Genomic DNA, 19,876 nt, shown 5'->3' with positions numbered 1-19,876 from the left:
GTTATCGCAGGCGGGAGAAATAAACATGGTGGCGTCTTCACAACCTCCACTCCCTGCACTGAACGAGCAACTGCCAACAGACTTCGCCTTTGATATTTTTATCTCCTATCGCCGCTCCGATGGCACCCAGGCTGCACGTCGCCTGCGACAAAAGCTTCAGCGCTATGACATTCACAGCCGGCTCAAGCATCTACGGCGAGAAAAGCTCAAAGTATTCCTCGACACGGTGTACGAGCGCGGCGCTGACGACTTTTACGAGCGCAATATCCGGCCAGCACTCTTGTCCTCGCGGCGATTGATCGTGCTGGCCACCCCGGACGCCATTTACCGACCGGGCGCTGATGACTGGATCCAGCGTGAAATTCAGGACTTTCGTGCCCATCGTGGCCAAGAGAACATCCTGGTCGTGCGCGCAGCAGGCGAGCTTTTCGAGAAGCTACCGGGCGACCTTGACGTCACCGCGCCCAATATCCAGATCATCGACCTTAGGCGCTTGGGTTTCTTTTCGATGATGTCGCCCCTGCATACTTCGCGCCTGGCGGATGAGTGGATAAAACTGGTTGCGCCCCTGTTCGATGTGCCAGCCACCGACATGCCCAGGCTCAGGCGCGAGCAGGAGTTGGCTCAACAGCGCGTATTGGCGATTGTATTGGGGGGAAGTGCCGGTGCGATCGCGTTCGCCGTGGCGCTGTCCTGGTATGCCTTGAGCCAGCAGCGAGCCTCGCAGCATACCCTCGACACCAGCCTGTTCACCGCCAGCCGGATCATCGAAGGCGCGAGCGCATTGAGCGTTAGCCCGACTCATGAGGGGCAGAGGCGGTCCATGCTGATGATGGCTTGCGACCTGTTCGACAACATGGCGGATGAAGCCGCACGGGAGAAGTTCGAGCTCGCAAGCCTCAACTGCGACGTTGACCGCATCAGCACCCTGATAGAGCTGCCTGACTTGGAACGTGCAAAGACGTACCTGAAGGAAACGCAGGCCCAGGTGCGAGCACGCTACGCCGAGAAATCCACCGCTGACTGGGCCGAAGCCGTCTCATCGCTGAGCAACCTGCAACTCAGGATCAACCTGCTGTCAGCACAGGACGATGCCGCGCAACTGCACGTTGTACGCGACAACGCGCGCGAGCAGGGCGAGCTTTTCAAGGCGCATCTCACGCTAGCACTGGCCAACGATTATGCCGATCGTGTCGGTTGGCTGACCAACGCGTTGGAAAAGGCAGGCAACTACGGGGATTCGGCGCAGGTGGCCGAGGTAGCCGCCGGGTTGTTCGCAGCGATGGCGAAAAAACAACCGGGCATGAAAAGCGAAACCGAGGAGGGTGCGCATCGCCGGCAGCTCACCGGTTTTGAGCAGGCAGCTGTGTTTCAACGCCGCCGGGGCTGGCTGCTTACCGAGAAACTCGGGGACAATGCAGGTTCGCTTGCCGCGACGGCGTCAGCCTTGGCACTGGTGAATGAAGGGCTTGGCCTGACGACGAAGGGCGACGAATACTACATCGCCTTGCGCATGGAGGAAGTTCTGGCCCAGGAGGTACGCGCAACCGCGTTGATCGCTACCGGTCGCCAGCCGGAAGGCGTGGTGGTAGACAAGCGTGGCTTGGCCGTTACCGACGAACTGCTTGCCCTTGATCTCAGCGAAGCGCAGCGGGAGGCGTTAACGCGGGAAAAAGCCTTCTTCACCCAGCGTATTACAAGCACCGAAACTGCGATTGCGCTGAAGGCCAACTAGATGCGCAACCTGTTGACAGCGATTGCCACCGCGGCGCTGGTCTTCGCCGTAATGACCGCAGCAGGCCTTGCAGTTGCAAACTTTCTGATGCCCGCCCCGGCGAACATCTACCGCATGTCGGTGTACGACATTACGCTGCCCAGGGGGTGGGGGTGCGAGATGGAAAGCTCCGAGTTGGTCTGCACACCACCTGGGCCGCAACCCTATCACGCCATGTTGATTGCGACGATGAAGTATCGAAACCCGCAAACGGACACGTTCGCCGCCTATGAAACCCACTTGAAAATGCCCACTTCACCCAGCAACGAGCCCACATCGATCGTAGAGCAGGTCAAACGCTCCGTGATCAATGGCCGCACCTGGGTCGAAGGGACTCACCTCAACAGCGAGGTGATCGGCTATCGCACGCACTACATGACTACGCTCACAGCGCAAGTGGCTATCCTGATTACCTTCTCGTATTACGCGAAAGACCTGGAAGCCTATCAGCCAGTGCTGGAAGAGGTGGTACGGAGCGTCAACATCTACCAGCGTAGCGACGAGGCTGACGGGTTGCCGAATTGACTGCGTGTTTGCGCATGCACACTTGACGAATAAGTATAAAGGTAGCGCTGCGTTCAACTACTGTATGTATTAGTTATGATCAGGCCGTACGCCAAGGAAGTTAACGTGATCATTCCACAAAGTTTTGGAGTTCGCCTACGATTGGCGCCTGCCGATGGCGCGGGAGGCAACCAATGTCGGAGCTTAAGCGTTATGCAGCCTTTATCAGTTACTCAAGCAAGGACGCCGCTTTCGCCAAGCGCTTGCATCGGAGCCTGGAGAGCTATCGGATTCCTCCTCAGCTTGGCTCGTTTGCGCTGAGCAGTGACTCACGTGGCAAGAACCGACTCTATCCCTGTTTCCTCGATCGGGTAGAGCTGCCTAGCGGCGACCTTAATGAAAGCATCAAGAATGCGCTTGGCGAATCAGGGGCGCTAATCGTTATCTGTTCGCCAAACGCAGCGAAAAGTGACTGGGTCAACAAGGAGATCCTTTTCTACCAGAGTTTGGGACGTGGCGACCGAATTTTCGCCGTTATCGCGGGCGGCGAACCAGGCGTTGCGCAGACAGGTAACGACGCAGCGGAGTGTTTTCCAGTGGCGCTGCGCACCGATGCGCGGGTCCGGGCTGGCGAAGCGGCGCCGCTTGAGCTACTGGCAGGCGATGCGAGGCGAGGTTTCGACGGTTTCCGCAACGCATGGCTCAAGGTACTTGCAGGGATACTCAGGGTTAATCTCGGCTCGCTCATCAATCGAGACGCAGTCCAGAAGCGTCGCAGGTTAATCAGAATTGCAACGCTTGCAGGTGCGACCGCGACTTTGATCGGCATCTTGACAACTGCCTGGATCCTGCAATCCAACCGCGCGGACGAGGAAAACCGCACCCGACTGGTTGTGAATATGCGCGCCGCCTTCGAGAATGGGGACGAAACCCGTGGTGCAACCATTCTCACGCATCTTTACGCAGATATGACGCCGGAAGAACAGGCGAAGAACTCCGCTGTCCTGGGCGCCTGGCTTCCGCGCTGGCCCGATAGAGCGGCGGTTATTGCCAACCTCGAAAATGGCACTGTATTTCGCGCGGGCGAACGGATGTTCCTGAAAGAGCTTGGCAAAGTGCGGGCTCTGCCGTTTGATATTCAGACTGCGGTGGCGGTCGGTAATGACGGTGTCATCTTCGCGATCGACCGTGAAGGAAAATTCTGGCGTGCCAAACCCGGAGGGCGACCGGAGGAAATCAGGCTCGCTGCCGCGCTCGATCTCAATATCGTCTGGCAAGCTGGCCGTGTGGACGGGAGCCGTGTCAGCTTTGTCGGTGCCGCGCCATCGATCGATGACTATGACGACGAAGACGACACTCGCGCCGCACCGCTGCAGCAGTGCGCGACCATTGATCCTGCAACAGGTGTGGTTGAGATGACGGAGGTGGTGTTCACCCACACTCCGCAGGACGATGGCACACCCTGCGGAGTGCGCACGCAGTCGCTCGACACAATCTATGCCGACATCGACGCCCAACCGCCCGTGGAACAGCCTGAGCGACTTGAGTCGGCGAATGCGCCGGACGAAGCCGTTGGCGACCTCGCCGCGCTCTGTGCTTCGGACGAACCGTATCAATTATGCGGCACGGGTGACTGGTTCCATTTCACACCGCAGGGTTCTGGCGCGCCCGTCCTGATCCGCCTCCATACAGCCGGCGACGCAGGCGTTGCGCAGGAAGATGTCTGTATCCTTATTCCAACCGACACCCAGCCTGTCTGCGTTTCACCGGGTGTCAGGAGTAGTGGAGCTCGCGTCTTCGACCGTTTCGTCTATCTTCGGGACTGGGCTTATGAAGTGACGCAGCCGATGTTCCGCCTTGTCGACCGGCGCGACGCCACCCTGCACGATTTCACTATGCAAAGTTTACGCGACAAATATGGCGGCTCGCCCGGGTATGTAGCCATATCGAAGTCCGGACAGAGACTTGCCATGGTGGTTAACGCTGAGATTCTCGTTTTCAATCTTGAGAATGGGATCATTCCGAAGCTTACTTCCAGGTTCTCCGGGGCGGGTCTCAGGGGGCCGGCAACTTTCGGCGCGCTGGCATTCGTGAATGAGTCCGCAGTCGTGGTCAGCCGCAGCTCCGGACTTACATTGGCCTATGATCTGGCCACAAACTCAGAACTCTGGCGCTTCCGTCTGCTCAGTTCGCACGAGACTTTCGAGGGCGCGAACGTGAATGCGATCGTCTCTAAGGACGGCGCGCGGATCCTGGTGTCAGGCGACACCTATGCCTCTGTGCTCGACGCATCGACAGGTTTGCCGGTGCAGGAGACGTTCATGTTTGATTTCGCGCCGGTGCCAAGGTATGACGAGGTGAACCAAGCCGAGGCGGCCTTCTTTGATGCACGCAACAAGTCGGAGAAAGAAAGAGCGCGTTTGCGTTGGCGCCAGGTGCTGCGTGAAGTTTCGTCACCGACAGTCCTTGCCGAGGACGACGGCGCGTTTGTCGTGAAACGAGGGTCCTCCGATGTCTGGCGCCTCAAGCCTCCAGCACCGCATCCGCAAGACGCCGCAATGTTTGCGGCAGCGCGCTGCCGGACGGGGTGGGAAGTCCGGGGCGGCAATGTTGTCTCCTTTGATCTGCTCGAAGGGTTAAAGTCCGACGGGCCGGCTGTCAGCACGGCTGAAATTTCGGCCCGCTGCGCAGGAGCTCGCTGATATCGCCGTGACGCGCTACCAGCGCAAAGCTCAGCGCTGACGCGCCGGCAGCGATGATTACAAGCAATAGAATTCGCTGACCTCTGCCACCACCTCGCGCTTGGCATTGTACAAGCGTGCCTCCGGTGTCAGGGCCATCGAGCGAGCCTCCAGCAAGTAACGCTCGCCCGCTTTGAAATACGCGTATGGAATGGTCAGGTAGCACTCGCGAACAGTGGTGCCGCCCATCAAACTCGTGCCGCCACCACCGCCCACTTCATAGTCGAAGCGCACGAGCAGCACATGGCTACCTGGGCTGACCTGGAAAAAGCGCCCGTCGCGCAAACGCTCTTTATCCAGGCGTTCGGCCATCAATAGCCTGTCATTGGGGAATGGCACCGAGAGATCGACCCAGGCCATTTGTGAGTTGGCGGTTGGCAGGGGCGCCTGACAACCAGCAACTGCCGTGATTACGAGCAACAGCATCGACCTGAGCATGATCTGTGTCCCGCGTGAGAGTAGCTTCAGGATACCGCCAACTCGCGCCGTTGGCGTGCGATTCATGGGGCGAGGGCAGGGGCGTCAAGCCGAGGTGTGGACGACAGCGTGTCAGGTAGCTCTGCACACAACGCTTATTGATATCCGGGCCTGGAAATCTTCGGATATGTGAAGGGCATAACGGCGAACTTCTCGCCAATGTTCGCGAGCTGCTCAGTAATAACTACACTAAATAGTCATTTAGTATAGTTAGTGCACAATCGCACTTAGGCGTGACTGGAGTAGGGGTAGTTTAAATCCTAAGAATTTAGGCGGAGCAGATAACCCCCGTAAACAATCCCTGATCGCAATACAGCGCATACGTTGTGCCACAAGGCATGGAGGCTAATCTTCCGAGCTACATTAACATGCCTTGCAGCGCCGTACCAAATTACTGGCTGCATAACTAGTTTATAAGCCCCAGAAATAGGCCTTGAAACCTAGGCTCTGTGTGAAAAGTCTTGCAACTAAGGTCAGACAAGGCGAAAACAACCGAGCAACGGCCAAGGTCGCGGCTGACTTTACGGGTTGTAAATGAGCATTCAAACGCTGTTTTCAACGCAGCATCACCGAGTTTCAAGGCTTTTCAGACAGAGCCTGGCGTTCACTCTGGAGCGCACCCCAGTTGAAAGTGGCTAACCTGAAGTTGGCTGGCGAGCTTGATCGGCAGCAGACCTCATGCGCATCGCGCTAGAATATTTTCCCCGGCACGCATCAAATCAGTGCCACATTGCTCGCAGCCCTCAGCGCCCACAGGGACAACTTGCTACGATCTGTTTACCGTGCGCGTACCAGAAGCTGCAGGACGCTGTTCACGTTTAGTGACCTCACGGATGTTCTGGCCAGCACTTGAAGCGTTGAACGCGTGCAGGTTAAGCCGCCACGTCAAGCAAACGATGTTGAGATGTACCGTATGGCTACCGTAGACCAGCACAGCGGTGGCGGCAAGAAAATCATGAGCCACGCGGCAGATTCCCGCTGGCCAAGATTTCGCTCCGGGAAGGACCTACAAATTACTTCTGATGACTGCCGTAGTCAGCCAACGACAAATCGAGGCTAAAAATCCAGACCACAGGCCATAGCCTGGTCGAAATGTGCCTCACTCACGGATTGGTGACCATATATAGACTCACGCATAATGCATATTATGTTAAATTACTGATTATGCCGCAGGCGCTCAGGTCTCTGTCAGGATCCCGTTGTAAGCGTTGAAAATTAATTGGCCCACCCACCAGACCTACCTATCCCCTGGCTTTCATGGCTTATGGAGCATCTGCCAAAGAATTGGTTCGCTCTAAAAACTATTGCAAGCGCTTCACCCTTGAGTCAGATGTCGTGGCAATACGAGGCCTTTGCCAGATCAGGAGCGCTTGAGCTGGGCTGCTCTAGCTGGCATTGAGGTGCCACAAAGATACCTGAGAGCTTTGCAGGATGAGACAGTCTGCTTGGTGCTCCAAAGCATCATCCCGAAAATTTAATGCGGAACTGAGCGCATTTACGGGCTGCGCATCTAGCATGTTGGTGCCGTGCTGTTACTCAAGATCTGATCGATGACAGACAGCTAAAGAGCAATGGCTTCGCCGCTATCTCAAAGGAATTAGGGAGCTTGCGACTTCATTAGGGCCGAAAGGCGGCTCATCCGGCTTGGAATAGCGTAGAAGGCTCGTTCGGAAGTCCAAATAGCCGTCCACCCTGCCCCGCGTTCGAACAATCTTCAAGATCGTTGCCTTTAGTGCCTTACAGGCCAACTGGCCTGATGACCGCGCTTGCCTAGAAGGTGTTTGCCAGCACTACCTGACGGGGCCGAGGCTCGATTCGGCGTTTGCCTGCATGGTGAAACAAGACGCAGATGTCCTTATCTGGAGTCCGCCTGAGATCCATTGACCAGTCCTGCTCCATGATCCTTTTCAGCTCAGCCGTCCAATCTGCCACGAAATCTGCCTTCAACTGCATTAATCCTGCTCCTTGGTGAGTTGACCTTGAAAATCCAAGCTGCAATCTCGCAGCGTTTCGCTTACCGTCTTTATGCTGGTTGAGGGTGTGATGAAGGCCCTCAAGCTCTGCTTCCTTGAGTTTCAGCTGATCATTAGCCCTGCTTCACGCTGGTGGGCCGCTATCGCCTCCATGCGTGCGTCATTTAGCTCCTGTGTACTTGTTTTGCCACGTGGCCGCAAGGTCGGGCTGGGACATCAAAACGCTGATGGAGTAGGTGGCCCGGCGCGACATGAAATCCGCGCTTCGCTATGTAGAGCCGGCTCAGCAGTTTGGTGGGAACATTTGTACTCCTTTTGCGCCCCCCCTCTCGCAAGCACCAATTTGCTCAACGGCTTCTGGCCGGCTCACGGAATGGTTTGGTTAGCAGCACACTTCTGGAGATACCACGTGGGCAACGGATGACGGTGCATCCTGGCAGAGATAGCGACCAGCACTTCCCACGCCGTGTTGTGCCACTCGAATTCCGTCTGCTCCGCGCCGTGTTCTGGCAGGTGCAATGAAGCGCTGACCTCCTCCTCCGGTGTTTTGCGAAAGTCTGAGATCGCCCGAGAAACGCCTACCGAATACAAGGTCGTCCTCGAGCCCGTGAGTGTTTGTGATCCGATGCGCGGGTACCAGCGCTCCATGGTTACCCCCTTCAGCTGGGGAACAATGCGGCTCGATAGCTTCTGAAGCGCATCTTGGTCGCCCTGCATGGCTGCCACTGAACCCAAAAGCGGTATCCAAGTTGTGGTTTTGAAGAAAGCAGTTTGGTGGGCTCATCAGAAAGCTTGATAGACATGGCGTTGCCGAGTAGCGCACATGGTGACCAGAATACGTGCTGGTTACTCATTGTCCATCACGGTGCTGCTCTGTAGGCTATGCCCTCATGAACAAGACATCCTCTCCCAGAATTACCGCACGCGGTCCGGTGGATCATGAAGTCCGAGATCAGATCATCGCAGCGGCGACCGAGCACTTCCGCCTCTATGGCTATGAGAAGACCACGGTTTCGGACTTAGCCAAAGCTATAGGCTTTTCCAAGGCGTACATATACAAATTTTTCGAGTCCAAGCAAGCTATCGGCGAGATGATTTGCTCTAACTGCCTGAAGCAGATTCACTCGGAAGTGAGTGCCGCCATTGCTGAAGCAGATAGCCCCCCGGAGAAGCTGCGCCGAATGCTCAAGGTGATGATCGAGGCCTGCCTACGGCTGCTCTTCCAGGATCGCAAGCTTTACGATATCGCCGCGTCCGCCGCCTCTGAGCGCTGGCCGGTAACGCTCATCCATGAGGGTTTCATCGAGCAGAGCATCCGTGAAATCCTGGTTCTGGGTAGACAGAGCGGAGATTTTGAGCGCAAGACCCCGCTCGACGAAACCACCAGGGCAATTCACCTGATTATGCGGCCCTATTTCAACCCGCTCCTGCTCCAGCATGGACTCGACACTACTGATGAGGCGCGTGCCCTCCTCTCCAGCCAGATCCTGCGAAGCTTGGCCCCCTGATTAGTGACTACTGACTAATTTAGTCACAAGACCCAAAGTGAGGTCATCTCATACCTCACTACGGGCTACTCATGCGCCGGCGCAACCTTTTTCTGTTCACCTTGATCGGCGTGATGCCGTTTGCGCTGGTTGCCTGCAGTGACCAGACACCTCCCGATCCTCGCACCAATGCGCCTCTGGTGCGTTTCACTACGACCAAATCGTCGGCCGCGTCCACCCGCGCCTTCACCGGCGTCGTCACGGCCAGGGTGCAGAGCGATTTAGGTTTTCGTGTGTCCGGTAAGGTGCTGCAGCGATTGGTGGACACTGGCCAGACGGTCAAGCGTGGGCAAGTGCTGCTCCGTCTGGACCCTGTCGACCTGCAACTCGCCGCTCATGCCCAGCGCGAGGCCGTAACTGCGGCGCGGGCCAGGGCTCAACAGACGAGCGATGACGAGATGCGCTATCGCGCTCTGCGCGGCACCGGTGCGGTATCCGCTTCGACTTACGACCAATACAAGGCGGCTGCTGATTCTGCACGCGCACAATTGAACGCGACCGACGCTCAGGCCAAAGTGGCCGACAATGCGACCCGCTATGCCGAATTACTCGCTGATGCAGACGGCATCGTCATGGAAACCTTGGCCGAACCCGGCCAGGTGGTCAACGCCGGCCAGACCGTGGTGCGGGTGGCGCATGCAGGTCCACGGGAAGCGCTGGTGCAACTGCCAGAAACCCTGCGCCCGGCGATCGGGTCCGCCGCCCAGGCCACGCTCTTCGGCAGGCACGATGTCAGTGTCACCACCCATTTGCGCCAGCTGTCGGACGTTGCAGATCGCCTTACCCGGACCTTCGAGGCGCGCTACGTGCTTGATGGCGAAATCGCCGATGCCCCACTGGGCACAACCATCACCTTGCAGATCAGCGATCCGCAAACCGGCCCTGACAATGAGGTACAAGTACCGATCGCAGCACTGTTCGACGCTGGCAAGGGGCCTGGCATATGGATGATTAACGGAGAGCCGGCGCAGGTAAGGTGGACGCCAGTTACCGTCCACTTGATAGATGACGAAACCGCGCGCATTACCGGCGCGATCAAACCAGGGGATAAAATCGTAGCCTTGGGTAGCCACCTTCTACGCGACGGCCAATCTGTACGCCTGGCCAAGCCAGCGACTGTAGCGGCGGTCGAGGAAGGCCAGCCATGATCGAAGGTCGATTCAACCTTTCCGCGCTTGCCGTACGCGAGCGCTCCGTCACCCTGTTCCTGGTCTGCCTGATCTCCCTGGCGGGTCTGGCCGCCTTCTTCAAGCTCGGGCGCGCTGAAGACCCGGCCTTCACGATCAAGGTAATGACGATAGTCACCGCCTGGCCTGGTGCCACCGCGCAAGAAATGCACGATCAGGTCGCCGAGAAAATCGAGAAGCGCCTTCAGGAACTGCGTTGGTACGATCGCAGCGAAACCTATACGCGTCCTGGCCTGGCCTTCACCACGCTATCGCTGCTCGATACCACGCCGCCATCAGAGGTGCCCGAGGAGTTCTACCAAGCCCGCAAGAAGATCAGCGACGAGACTAAGAACTTGCCTGCTGGTGTGATCGGGCCACTGGTGAACGACGAATATTCGGATGTAACCTTCGCCCTTTTCGCGCTCAAGGCCAAGGGAGAGCCGCAACGCCGCCTCGTCCGCGACGCCGAGGCCTTGCGACAGCGACTGCTGCATGTGCCGGGCGTGAAGAAGGTCAACATCATCGGGGAGCAGGCTGAGCGCATCTTCGTCGAGTTCTCCCACGAGCGTCTGGCCACCTTGGGCATCGGACCGGAGGAGGTTTTCGCCGCGCTCAATGGGCAGAACGCTCTTACCCCGGCTGGCTCAGTCGAAACCCGTGGCCCGGAGGTGTTCCTACGTCTCGACGGTGCCTTCGACGAGTTGCAGAAAATACGCGACACCCCAATCATCGCCCAGGGCCGCACCCTGAAGCTTTCCGATGTCGCCACCGTCACGCGCGGCTATGAAGACCCGGCCACCTTCCTGATTCGCAACGGCGGCGAACCGGCCCTGTTGCTCGGCATCATCATGCGTGAAGGCTGGAACGGACTTGACCTGGGTAGGGCTTTGAATGCCGAAGTGCGGCAGATCAACGGTGAATTGCCTCTGGGTATGAGCCTGACCAAGGTCACAGACCAAGCCGTCAACATCAGCGCGTCAGTCGATGAATTCATGATCAAGTTCTTCGTCGCGCTTTTGGTGGTCATGCTGGTGTGCTTTGTCAGTATGGGCTGGCGCGTCGGCGTGGTGGTCGCGGTGGCAGTGCCGCTCACCCTGGCCATGGTCTTCGTGGTAATGGCCGCTACCGGGAAGAACTTTGACCGCATCACGCTGGGCTCGCTGATCCTGGCCCTTGGCCTGCTGGTGGATGACGCCATCATCGCCATCGAGATGATGGTGGTGAAGATGGAGGAAGGCTACGACCGCCTGCGTGCCTCCGCCTATGCCTGGAGCCACACAGCGGCACCGATGCTTTCCGGCACCCTGGTCACTGCAGTCGGCTTCATGCCCAACGGCTTCGCCCGTTCCACAGCTGGCGAATACACCAGCAACATGTTCTGGATCGTCGGCATCGCTCTGATTGCTTCCTGGTTGGTCGCGGTGATCTTCACTCCTTACTTCGGCGTCAAGCTGCTGCCGGCGATCAAGAAGGTCGAAGGCGGCCACGACGCCATCTACGTTAGTCCGCGCTATGACCGCTTTCGACAGATGCTGGGCCGTGTGATCGCTCACAAGTGGCTGATCGCAGGTTCCGTGATCGGACTGTTCATGATGGCCGTGTTCGGCATGGTACTGGTCAAGAAACAGTTCTTCCCCATCTCCGACCGTCCCGAAGTCATGGTTGAGTTACAGATGCCTTACGGAACCTCGATCCTTCAAACAAGTGCCGCAGCAGAAAAAGTCGAAGCCTGGTTGGCGCAGCAAGATGAAGCCAAGATTGTCACTGCTTACATAGGCCAAGGCGCACCGCGCTTCTTCATGGCCATGAGCCCGGAACTGCCGGATCCGTCATTTACCAAGATCGTCGTACGCACCGAGAACCCGGAGGAGCGCGAGGCGCTCAAGCACCGGCTGCGCAAGGCGATTGCCGATGGGCTGGCGAACGAGGCGCAGGTGCGCGTCACTCAGTTGGTGTTTGGCCCATACTCGCCATACCCGGTGGCCTATCGGGTAATAGGCCCAGACCCATTGCGTCTGCGGGAAATCGCCGTCCAAGTGCAAAAGGTGTTGGACGCCAGCTCGCTGATGCGCACGATCAATACCGACTGGGGCACCCGCGTTCCCACGCTGCACTTCAACCTGCAGCAGGATCGCTTGCAAGCGGTGGGACTAACCTCCCGCTCAGTCGCGCAGCAACTACAGTTTCTGCTCAGCGGTGTGCCCATTACCGACGTGCGCGAAGACATTCGCACAGTGCAGGTTATGGCGCGTGCCGCGGGCGATATTCGCTTGGACCCGGCTCGGGTGATGGACTTTACTTTGGCCGGTGCCAACGGCCAGCGTATTCCTTTGTCACAGGTGGGTGAAGCGAAGGTACGCATGGAGGAACCGATCATGCGCTGGCGCGACCGTCTACCAACCATCACTGTACGCGGAGATATCGCCGAGGGCCTGCAGCCGCCAGACGTGTCGGACGTTATCAGTCAGCAGTTGCAACCAATCATCGACAAGCTTCCGAGCGGCTATCGTATCGAGCAGGCGGGCTCCATCGAGGAATCGGGCAAGGCCAGCAAGGCCATGCTGCCGCTGTTCCCAATCATGCTGGCCGTTACGCTTATCATCATCATCCTGCAGGTACGTTCGATCGCGGCGATGGTCATGGTTTTTCTTACCAGCCCGCTGGGGCTGATCGGCGTGGTGCCGACGCTGATCCTGTTCCAGCAGCCATTCGGTATCAATGCGCTGGTGGGGCTGATCGCACTCTCTGGCATCCTCATGCGCAACACGCTGATTCTGATCGGGCAGATCCGCCAGAACGAACAAGCCGGCCTCGATCCGTTCCGCGCTGTGGTTGAAGCCACGGTGCAGCGCGCCAGGCCGGTGATCCTCACCGCGTTGGCGGCGATCCTGGCGTTTATCCCGCTGACCCACTCGATATTCTGGGGCACGCTCGCCTATACCCTGATTGGCGGCACTTTCGCCGGGACGGTGCTGACCTTGGTTTTCCTGCCGGCCATGTATGCCATCTGGTTCGGTATTGGGAGTGAAAAGGATTCGCGCGCGTGCACGCCTTAAAAGCTTGCCGAAAATTATGAACATTACTGAAACATACGCGGTAGCTGATTTCCTTCGCGCTCAAGCGTGTTTAACTCAAAAATCGGGCGTAAGAGATACCCTGCAATCGAGAAGCATCTGCTTGATTGGGCCCGTGCCACATTTGATTCACGCGCTAGAAGCGAAGCCGTAGCCTGGGTGCCATGAAGCTCCATGTCGCTCACTCTTGCCCTTACGGATGAAGTCCGCAGGCTAGGTCGTGCAGATTACCGAGTAGCATTTATTTTTGAAGTGAATTCAGAAGGCATATTTAAATGCATGAGTAATTTTTGATAAGTTTTATTTAAGCATTCAATTTCGCGTTGCGACACACCGACCATCGCCAATTGATAATACTCCAGGTATATGGCCTCAGCCTGCTCGTATCGCAGTTTCCCAGCCGCACTCAAAAAAGCATGCCTGGCACGGCTATCATTGGCGTTCGCACGACGCTCAACCAAGCCGTCCTTCTCGAGTTGCTGCAACAGGGCGACCAGCGTGGACCCTTCAATACCTAAACCTCTGGCCACATGCTGCTGCGCCAGCATAGGAAACTGCTGAACATACCCAAGGACTTGCATCCGTGCTTGACTTAGCCCGATTTTAGCCAACCTCTGGTCGAGCGCGGCTCGCCAATGCTTGGTAACCCTAGCCAACTCTACCGGAAATTCAGAAGTAGGATTTACGTTCACTCAGCAATCCTGGTAAAGGTGAATATTCGCGCTGCATAACGATTCGGCAGCCTGGTCTTGATCCTTTCAGCACTGCCGGTGCCATCTGGGCCACGAGAGCGGCCCCGATAGCGCAACACCTTGCAACCGCAGATATACGTTACGATGCAATCAGCGTTTGAGCAGCACCTGTCCAGGTATCAGTCGTACAAGATGTTCTCGCTGACATCGCGCCATTTATCCAACTGTTCGTCTGTAGCCTTCAGGATCGATTTGTAGGTGCTAAAGGCAGTAGGATGAACCGGAAGATGCAGGGGCGGGTTTTCTGCGTCGACTGCAGCAAGAATCGCCAAGGCCGCTTTTGCCGGATCGCCATCCTGGTGGCCATCCATCTTCTCCAGCCCGCTACGGACGGCACCTGCCGTACGCTGGTAATCCTCGATTACCCGTTGCGAGCGAACGATTGCATTACCTGAGGCCCATCGCGTGCGCAGGGCTCCAGGCTCGACATTGGTGACTCGGATCCCCAGCGGCCCTGCTTCGGCTGCCAAGGCCGCGCCGAGCCCCTCCAGGGCAAATTTCGAGGCACTGTAAATCGGCATGCCTGGGATGCCCATGAAGCCAGCCATTGAGGTGATATTCACCACATGCCCCCAGCCCTTGGCGCGCATCGATGACAACACAGCCTGGGTGGCCGCAAGGGCCCCGAAGAAGTTTGTTTCCATCTGCTCACGGGCTTCGCGCTCGCTAACCTCCTCCAGCGCACCGGCAAGGCCATAGCCAGCGTTGTTCACCAATACATCGACCCCGCCGAACTGTTGCTGGATTTCGGTAACACGCTCCAACACCTGCGAAAAGTTGCGCAGGTCCAACTCCAGCGCATGGGCACGCCCAGGTGCCAGGGCCTCGAACGCCGCCATTTGCCCAGGCTGGCGCAATGTGCCAATAACGACCTCGCCGCGCGCCAACACAGCCTTGGCCAGTGCTTCGCCCAGCCCGCTTGAAACACCCGTGATCAACCAGTTGCGCTTCAAAGACATCGGATAACCCCTATTGTTGGACGAGATGGGCCTTCAGAATGGCAAGACTGTGCTGGAGCGCGTCACACATAGCGGACGCTCGTAGGAAGGATCGTTTTTATCCCGAGAAGCGATGCCCGTTGCTGCGAATGCGTCAAGTGCTTCCTGAGGCATGGGAAATTCGCCTAGTGCACCGTTCCATTCAATGACGCATTTACGCGCAGCGATTGCCCAGCGCCCATCGCGCTTCTCGAAACGGTCGATGTACCGACCGCCGCTCAGGGTCAGCCCTGGCCCTATCTGGTTCTTGCCCGAGAATATCCAATAGGTTTCGGTATGTGCCGTATTTCCATCGAGCTCGCAACGGTGGTTGAGGACGTAGTGTTTGTGGGTGTGTTGGTATTTCGAGTGATAGGCGAAAGCCCAATCAATGAACGCTTCGACTGGCCCGACAAAGGCCCCGTGGTCATCCATGGCATCAAAATGGTAAACGCCTCTCACCATCTCCCGGTCAAACCGGTCCACGCCGCTGCAATACCGAACGATGCAGTCATGGATTTTCTGTCGGTCAATCAGTTCCTGCAGTTCGGGGGCTATGGCTGTGCTGTTCATGGCTCATCCTTATTTTTGTTGATGAAAATTCGCTTCACCAATGAATCTTATCGTGCGAATATCGGAACATAGGGCGCATAACGGAACACAGCAACAATAGCACCCTTGTCCCGCGTTCGCCTCTGCTTTCTGCTGGCGAACGCAGTCGGATGCGTCCGCAGTGAGACCGGATGACAATTAACTACCGGACGGTCGATGACCCCGGGCCTAATGAGGGGACATGGAATGAAAGCCATCCGCTTCCACCACTACGGTGGCCCTGACCTGCTGGTGCTGGATGACGTACCAGCTCCGGATCTTTGTGCAGGCGAAGTCCTTGTGCGGATCAAGGCCGCAGGCGTCAATCCAGCCGACTACAAGTTCCGCGCCGGCTGGTTCAAGGATTTCGTAAACCTGACCCTGCCCTTCATACCCGGAGCGGATTTTTCCGGAACGGTCGAGCAGGTCGCTCCAGGCGTCCATGGTTTCAAGCCAGGCGATGAAGTATTCGGCATGCGGGACGTCCAGGTGGGCGGAAGCTATGCCCAGTACATTGCCGTGCGCAGTGATGCAATTGCCTTAAAGCCAAAGCGGTTGAGCCACGTTCAGGCAGCCGCCGTGCCGCTGGCCGCGCTGACGGCCTGGAGCGCCTTGTTCGACCACGCCGAGCTCAAGCGGGGCCAGCGAGTCCTCATTCATGCAGCATCCGGAGGCGTAGGCGTGTATGCGGTTCAGTTGGCCAAGCTTGCCGGTACTGAAGTCATAGCAACCACCTCTACAGGCAACGTCGAACTCGTACGTTCGTTGGGTGCTGACCAGGTAATCGATTACCGAATGGCTGACTTCGCCAGCACCGTGAAAGACATCGACATTGTCCTAGACGCTTTGGGCGGCGAAACCCAAGTCAAATCGATGGGAGTCCTGCGCACCGATGGCCTGATCGTAACCCTGCAACCGCCAGGGGTCGACGCTGTGCTTGCAGAACAGATGAGGGTGCGTACGGCGTTGGTCGAGGTCGCGGCAAATGGCAAACGTATCGCCAAGCTTGCCTCGCTGTTGGACGACGGTGTGCTCACACCTATCATTGACCAGGTCCTCCCCTTGGCACAAGCAAGTCAGGCGCATGCAAGGAGTGAGTCCGGCAGGGCAAGAGGCAAAATTGTGCTGACTGTAGACTGACTGCTTGGCAAACCCATTTCCGTCCGCAATCAACTGAGGGGAACAACACGATGTTGAGATTCGATGGGCAAGTCGCGCTCATTACCGGCGCAGGGCGCGGCATAGGCCGACAGCATGCCATTTCACTCGCTGAGCGCGGGGCTTTCGTCGTGGTAAATGACTACGGCGTGGATGGGCGCGGCGAACACGGTGGCAATACGGGCCCGGCCGATTCAGTGGTGGCAGAAATTCGGGCCGCAGGCGGCCAAGCCATGGTGGCTTGCTGCGATATCGGTGACAGTGCCCAAGTTGAAGAGATGGTGAATGGGGTTATCGCGCAATGGGGCAGGATTGACATGCTGATCCATAACGCCAGCACCTACGCTGACCTTGGCCCATTCGAATCAACCCGTGTGGCTGACCTTGAACGCATCATGCGCGTGAATGTTACCGGGGGCTGGAACGTTACCCATGCTGTCTGGCCGCATATGCAGCGTCATGGACACGGCCGCATCGTCATGACGGGGTCAGGCGCCGGGATGTTTGGTCGTCGCCGCGATCAAGCCTACAGCGTGGCCAAAAGCGCACTCATCGGCATGACCAAGGTGCTTGCGACCGAAGGTGACCGGCAAGGTATCAAGGTCAATTTGGTAGGCCCTGTAGCGTTCACCGACCAGTCCAAAGCTCAGGGTATACCTTCGCTCATGGAACGCTTCGCGCCCCCGGTAATGGTCAGCAATCTGGTGCTGTTGCTCGCGCATACCGATTGCCCTGTCAATGGCGAAATGTTTCATTGCGGCGGCGGGTTCGTTGCGCGCGTATTTGTAGGTGAGACTGCCGGCGCATCTTTCACACTCGATACGATGTCGCCGGAGGGCTTGCTCGAGGCGTTGCCGCGTATTCTCGATGAGTCGGGTTACGCAGTGCCAAAGAGCTCCGATCAATCGGGCGCGAAACTATCGGCCGGTATCGCCTCGGTCAACCCCGAATTTGCAGAAGCATTGGCGGCTGCTAAACGCGATCGCGCTGTAGGTCGCTAACGCTGCCGCTTACTCTGGCCTCGCCCCTGGTTGTTAATCATGTAAACGCTCAAAAGGCGATCGACTCACCGAGTCAATCGCCTTTTGATTTTCTCGATCAGACAGGCTTCTTGGCAGCAGCTCCTGAGATAGACTCAGTAGCCGTCAGGACCGTGCGGCAGAATGAATTTACAGTCAGGTGCTGGTGCAACTCAATCGTTCGGCCGTCAGGCAATTCGACTGTGCCGCTCATGGTCGACAACAAGTAGCAGTACATGCGTGTCCCATGCGCAGTCGGCCAGTGGCTGTACGCTCGACCATGAGCAGCGATATCAACGGCAACCTTGCATCCCTCACGCTCCATGTCCAGCCTCCATTTGACCGGCAGGTTCATACCGGTGCGCGGGTCTTCCCATTTCTCTGTCACTTGAAAGCGGATCGAGCCCGCATCACCATGCGATGCAATATTGACCTGTTCATGTTCGCCGTACTTGACGAAGCCGAGCTGCATGCCGTCATTGACCTGGAAGAAATTAACCTTCACGTCGCCATCGATGGTGTAAAGCCACCACATCCAGTTGGGCGCCGGAAGGTTCTTGACCGGGTCGTTCATCTGGCCAGTCAGAATGTGCTCGCGCACGCCGTAAGCGTTGGTAAGCTCCAGCGTCTGTTCAGGTAGCTTGATCGAGCCATTGACGTTCACGAAGGTGTCGTAGCCAGCACGATCCGCTTGAGCGGCGTTGCTGAACGGCCCCCAGTTCCAGAGTGGCGTGCCGTTTTGTTCATAGGCGAGGTCAAACTGGGCGCCGCCCGCCTCCCCTTTCAACGCCCAGAGCGGAGGGGCTGCCTCAAAGCGCAGGCCGTTGAAATCCCACGTGACTTTATCATCGGTGCGGGTCACCTTCAGTTGCTCCATCGACAAGCGCTCTGTCGGCGTCCAGCCCACGCGCAGGAAGTTGTTGTCGCTCATCGTGCCTCGTTGTGCCCGCGGCACTACGATGAGCTGAATCTCCCGTTCTGCGCTCAGGCCTTCGCCCCAGATGCCTTCGCCATTGCCCGACAACGCATAACCCGCGGCCCACAGAAGTACATCATTATCGCCAGCCTGGCCGACCACACCTAACGCCGTTTCTTCCCAGAAGTCGGTCTCGGTAGAGGGTTTGGACAGTGATTCGAAATGGGTTCCCTCATCGTCAAGGGTTATCGCGGCATGGGAATGCTTGATGGACGTGTACTTGGAATTGTATTCATCGCTCATTATCAGTCCTTTTCGCTTATCGTGCATCGGGGTCGGGCTGTCGTCAGTCTCAGGCGACAAGCAGAGGTAGCAGATTGGGAATCTACAGGCTCATCATCGTAAAGTATACTCATGAGTTCCGTTAATGCATGAATAGCTTGCCTATCATTGGCGACATTTGAAGGGATACAGGTTTGAAACGAGCAGCTACAGAAGAGAACCAGCAAGCTACTGGCTTGCTTGAAGGGCGCTCCAGCAAAGGTGGACGGCCCAGCCGCGAGGTCGCCGCGCAGTTACGCAATCACCTCCTGGAAGTGGCTCTGCGTGCCTACTGCCAGCATGGGCTTGATGGCGTGACCCTGAGCGAAATTGCCCAGGAGGCACAGGTATCCAAGCGCACGCTGTATACACGCTTCAAGGACCGCGAAACGCTATTGGTGGACGCGATTGAATATGGTATCGAGAGGTTGATCACCCCGATCTCGACTGCGATACCCGATGGGGCGCTTCGGGATCAGCTGCTTTTTCTGGGTGGCGAGATGATGCAGATTTCGCTGCGCCATGAGGTGATCGGCCTGGAACGCTTGATCGCCTTGGTCCAATACCGGATACCCGATGTCTACCAGCGCGTATCCGGTACCATTCAGAAAGGTCGACTTTCGTTGATCGAGTCTCTACTGCGCGGGGCTGCCGATAGAGGTGAGATCGAGGAGGAATCCATTCAGATCGCCGCCTCGATCGTCTTCGACATTCTCGTAACTCAGCCTAGGCGGGAATTACTGGCGAACCCGATTGCCAAGGGTGATGCGGCGATGATGAACGCCTATCTGCAAAAGGCCATAGATTTGATGCTGTACGGCATTTATCTGCGACCCCAGCAGGATTCGGTGTAGACCCACAGAGCCGCTGGCCGGCTCCTTTT

14 protein-coding genes are annotated in these 19,876 nt (G+C 57.4%); 9 read left to right on the top strand and 5 right to left on the bottom strand.

The window, feature by feature from the left end; translation table 11 throughout:
- Nucleotides 1-25: 25 nt before the first annotated feature.
- From ACIP1G_RS02995 to ACIP1G_RS02985, 3 genes are all read left to right on the top strand, one after another.
- Nucleotides 26-1,735: a toll/interleukin-1 receptor domain-containing protein gene (locus ACIP1G_RS02995; RefSeq protein ID WP_400733542.1), complete on the top strand. Its 1,710-nt coding sequence runs from the start codon at nucleotides 26-28 to the stop codon at nucleotides 1,733-1,735.
- A complete protein-coding gene (locus tag ACIP1G_RS02990) occupies nucleotides 1,736-2,299 on the top strand; it encodes a hypothetical protein (protein ID WP_400733540.1) in 564 nt (187 codons plus the stop codon).
- Between the two features lie 173 nt (nucleotides 2,300-2,472).
- Nucleotides 2,473-4,980 carry a toll/interleukin-1 receptor domain-containing protein gene (locus tag ACIP1G_RS02985; protein WP_400733539.1) on the top strand — a complete coding sequence of 836 codons (2,508 nt, stop codon included), beginning with the start codon at nucleotides 2,473-2,475 and terminating at the stop codon, nucleotides 4,978-4,980.
- 57 nt (nucleotides 4,981-5,037) lie between these two features.
- Here ACIP1G_RS02985 and ACIP1G_RS02980 read toward each other — a convergent pair whose 3' ends face one another.
- The gene (locus ACIP1G_RS02980) at nucleotides 5,038-5,457 is read right to left on the bottom strand and encodes a hypothetical protein (RefSeq protein ID WP_400733830.1); all 420 of its coding nucleotides are present in this window, start codon (nucleotides 5,455-5,457) and stop codon (nucleotides 5,038-5,040) included.
- 2,902 nt (nucleotides 5,458-8,359) lie between these two features.
- Between ACIP1G_RS02980 and ACIP1G_RS02975 the strand changes: the two genes are divergently transcribed.
- The 3 genes from ACIP1G_RS02975 to ACIP1G_RS02965 all read left to right on the top strand — a co-directional run bounded on the left by ACIP1G_RS02975 (nucleotide 8,360) and on the right by ACIP1G_RS02965 (nucleotide 13,241).
- Nucleotides 8,360-8,977 (top strand): TetR/AcrR family transcriptional regulator, encoded by a 618-nt coding sequence (locus tag ACIP1G_RS02975; RefSeq protein WP_400733538.1) that lies wholly within the window; start codon nucleotides 8,360-8,362, stop codon nucleotides 8,975-8,977.
- Between the two features lie 71 nt (nucleotides 8,978-9,048).
- Nucleotides 9,049-10,164 (top strand): efflux RND transporter periplasmic adaptor subunit, encoded by a 1,116-nt coding sequence (locus tag ACIP1G_RS02970; RefSeq protein ID WP_400733536.1) that lies wholly within the window; start codon nucleotides 9,049-9,051, stop codon nucleotides 10,162-10,164.
- Nucleotides 10,161-13,241: an efflux RND transporter permease subunit gene (locus ACIP1G_RS02965; protein ID WP_400733535.1), complete on the top strand. Its 3,081-nt coding sequence runs from the start codon at nucleotides 10,161-10,163 to the stop codon at nucleotides 13,239-13,241. Before ACIP1G_RS02970 ends, ACIP1G_RS02965 begins: the two co-directional genes overlap by 4 nt.
- A 245-nt stretch (nucleotides 13,242-13,486) precedes the next feature.
- Here the strand turns inward: ACIP1G_RS02965 and ACIP1G_RS02960 are convergent, their stop codons facing one another.
- The 3 genes from ACIP1G_RS02960 to ACIP1G_RS02950 form a co-directional block, all read right to left on the bottom strand.
- The gene (locus tag ACIP1G_RS02960) at nucleotides 13,487-13,951 is read right to left on the bottom strand and encodes a MarR family winged helix-turn-helix transcriptional regulator (protein WP_400733533.1); all 465 of its coding nucleotides are present in this window, start codon (nucleotides 13,949-13,951) and stop codon (nucleotides 13,487-13,489) included.
- Between the two features lie 179 nt (nucleotides 13,952-14,130).
- Nucleotides 14,131-14,970, bottom strand: a complete 840-nt coding sequence (locus tag ACIP1G_RS02955; RefSeq protein WP_400733531.1) for an oxidoreductase — start codon at nucleotides 14,968-14,970, stop codon at nucleotides 14,131-14,133.
- Between the two features lie 33 nt (nucleotides 14,971-15,003).
- Nucleotides 15,004-15,561: a nuclear transport factor 2 family protein gene (locus ACIP1G_RS02950; RefSeq protein ID WP_400733530.1), complete on the bottom strand. Its 558-nt coding sequence runs from the start codon at nucleotides 15,559-15,561 to the stop codon at nucleotides 15,004-15,006.
- Nucleotides 15,562-15,786: 225 nt separating this feature from the next.
- On the opposite strand from ACIP1G_RS02950, the gene ACIP1G_RS02945 reads away from it, so the two are divergent.
- A complete protein-coding gene (locus tag ACIP1G_RS02945) occupies nucleotides 15,787-16,719 on the top strand; it encodes an NADP-dependent oxidoreductase (protein ID WP_400733528.1) in 933 nt (310 codons plus the stop codon).
- A gap of 50 nt (nucleotides 16,720-16,769) precedes the next feature.
- Complete coding sequence (locus tag ACIP1G_RS02940) at nucleotides 16,770-17,738, top strand: SDR family NAD(P)-dependent oxidoreductase (protein WP_400733527.1); 969 nt, start codon at nucleotides 16,770-16,772, stop codon at nucleotides 17,736-17,738.
- A 97-nt stretch (nucleotides 17,739-17,835) separates the two neighbouring features.
- Here ACIP1G_RS02940 and ACIP1G_RS02935 read toward each other — a convergent pair whose 3' ends face one another.
- Nucleotides 17,836-18,975 carry a hypothetical protein gene (locus ACIP1G_RS02935; protein WP_400733526.1) on the bottom strand — a complete coding sequence of 380 codons (1,140 nt, stop codon included), beginning with the start codon at nucleotides 18,973-18,975 and terminating at the stop codon, nucleotides 17,836-17,838.
- 173 nt (nucleotides 18,976-19,148) lie between these two features.
- Here ACIP1G_RS02935 and ACIP1G_RS02930 point away from each other — a divergent pair, with 173 nt between their 5' ends.
- Entirely contained in the window at nucleotides 19,149-19,847 is a 699-nt protein-coding gene (locus ACIP1G_RS02930) for a TetR/AcrR family transcriptional regulator (RefSeq protein ID WP_400733524.1), read from the top strand.
- The last annotated feature ends 29 nt before the right edge of the window (nucleotides 19,848-19,876 follow it).

The organism is Pseudomonas sp. NPDC089392 (assembly GCF_044749595.1).
GTDB lineage: Bacteria > Pseudomonadota > Gammaproteobacteria > Pseudomonadales > Pseudomonadaceae > Aquipseudomonas.
Note: the sequence above shows the minus strand (reverse complement) of the source record. Positions and strands in the feature narration are given on the sequence as shown.